Below are 1,875 nucleotides of genomic sequence, written 5' to 3'. Positions count from 1 at the left end.
GAGCCGCAGCCTGAGCCTTGGCCTGCGCCGCAGCGGCCTTCGCGCGGGCAGCGGCCTGAGCCTTGGCCTTTGCGGCGGCGGCCTTGGCTACGGCTTCCGTCTTCGCCTTGGCCGCTGCCTGCGCCTTCGCCGCAGCGGCTGCTGCAGCGGCCCGCTCGACAGCGGCGGTGTCGACGGTCGGCGTGGACGAGGTGGGGACGGGGGTGGTGGTGGTCGCAGGGGCCGTCGTGGTGGTGACCTGATGCGAGCCGACGAGCCCGACGGGGCTCATGGCCTCGGGTGCCGACTCCTTGCACCCCGACAGTGCGAGAAGAGCGGCGGCGACGGTGAGGGTCCAGCGGATACGTGAGTTCATGACCTGGCGTTTCTGAGTGCTTGCTGTGGGCACCCAGAGGCTATGGTCGGGCACGCGAATCCGGGGCGAAATGGGGAGATTGCCCGACTCGCCCGCTCGTGCGGCTGTCTCAGTCCTGCGGCCTCAGCACCAGGGTTCCGGTCCCGTCGCCGTTCTCGTCCAGCGTGCCGTCCCCGTCGACCGCGCGGAACTGTCCCGAGCCGCCGGTGACGGCGAGGACCTTGTGCGGCGGCGGCGAGTTGACGAAGGCGTACGTGATCGTGCCGCGGTTGCCGAGTCTCACGACGCCGGTGCAGTTCGCCAGTCCCTGCTTGTCCACCAGGACGCAGCTGCCGACCTCGTCCCCGACGGTCTTGCCGCTCTGCTGCAGCCGGTCGTGGAAGACGATGACGTCCGCCGCCGACGGCCCCGGCGCACCGAGATCCGTGTAGTTGAACGGGCTGAACTGCACGTGGAACGTCATCGTCCCGTCCTGGGCGGACTGCTGTGCCGACGCCTGTCCCGTGGTGGCGCCCGCGCTCAGGGCGGAGCCTCCGAGGAGCAGGGCGATCGCTGCGACGGTCGCGCCTGTGGTCATTGTTCGAGTGGGTGCGCGCACGGTGTTCTCCTCGCTGCGGCCGGCGAGCTGGCCGGCCTGACGTCGACGGGAGCCCGCTGCACCGGTGCGCCGCGGGCGCTGGTCTGTTGAGTGTGCGCGCCGGTTCCGGCCGCCGACAAGCGTCCGCCCGTTACGTCACGACCCACGCCACGGCGCAGGAATGTCGACGCGACCACCGCTCCCCCCCGCCCGACGAAAATTTACGTTCGCGCTTTGGTAGTTTCCGGACGTGGCGCGGCACGGAGACCTGAACATGTCCGACCTCGCCGACCGCGCGGGGGTCTCCATCGCGTCGGTGTCCCGCGCCCTGAGCGGCGCGCCGGGAGTGTCCGAGGCGACACGCATACGCATACGTCAGCTGGCTGCCGAGCTGAACTACGCCGTCTCGCCGGACGCGGCGCGACTCGCCAAGGGGTCCCGCGGCCGCGTCGCGGTCGTGACCGCCGACGTCGCGCACTGGTTCTACGCCTCCATGCTGGAGGGGATCATGAGCGCCCTGCGCGGATCGGACCTCGACGTGCTGCTCTACGAGGTCAAGCGCGAGGGGGAGCGACGGAGGTTCTTCGAGGAGCTGCCGGCGCGGCGCCAGGTCGACGCGCTCATCATCCTCGCGTTCCCGGTCAGTGACCAGGAGCGCCTGCAGCTCGACCGGATGGGGGTCACCGTGGTGATGGCCGGTGGCACCCTGGCCGACCACCCCCACGTCCGGATCGACGACGTCGAGGCAGCCCGGCAGGCCACGCATCACCTGATCCTGGCTGGGCACGAGCGCGTGGCGCTCATCAATGCCTCGGGCGTGGCGTCTGCCGTATGCCGGCCCGCAGGACCGCCTCGACGCAGGGCGCCGGATTGCCTGTGGGCAGTGGGTACGTCGGGTGCATGCGCGTCATCGTCATCGGGGGCACCGGCCACATCGGCACCT

Annotated in this window: 2 protein-coding genes and 1 pseudogene; 1 reads left to right on the top strand and 2 read right to left on the bottom strand. The window is 70.9% G+C overall.

Features of this window, described 5'->3' with window-relative positions:
- Together ABD194_RS20300 and ABD194_RS20295 are read right to left on the bottom strand one after the other, a co-directional pair.
- A pseudogene (locus ABD194_RS20300) lies at positions 1-355 on the bottom strand (hypothetical protein); the annotation flags it as partial.
- Between the two features lie 109 nt (positions 356-464).
- Positions 465-932, bottom strand: a complete 468-nt coding sequence (locus ABD194_RS20295; RefSeq protein WP_343994886.1) for a hypothetical protein — start codon at positions 930-932, stop codon at positions 465-467.
- Positions 933-1,206: 274 nt separating this feature from the next.
- Between ABD194_RS20295 and ABD194_RS20290 the strand changes: the two genes are divergently transcribed.
- The coding region (locus ABD194_RS20290; protein ID WP_343994884.1) for a LacI family DNA-binding transcriptional regulator at positions 1,207-1,875 on the top strand (669 nt) is incomplete at its 3' end.

It is taken from the genome of Terrabacter terrae, assembly GCF_039529575.1.
Taxonomy (GTDB): Bacteria; Actinomycetota; Actinomycetes; order Actinomycetales; family Dermatophilaceae; genus Terrabacter; species Terrabacter terrae.
The sequence above is the reverse complement of the archived record's forward strand: the minus strand, read 5'-3'. Positions and strand labels throughout refer to the sequence as shown.

Bases quoted from the DNA above. Each gene is read 5' to 3' on its own strand.
- ABD194_RS20295 (WP_343994886.1), bottom strand. From the start codon at position 932: ATGACCACAGGCGCGACCGTCGCAGCGATCGCCCTGCTCCTCGGAGGC.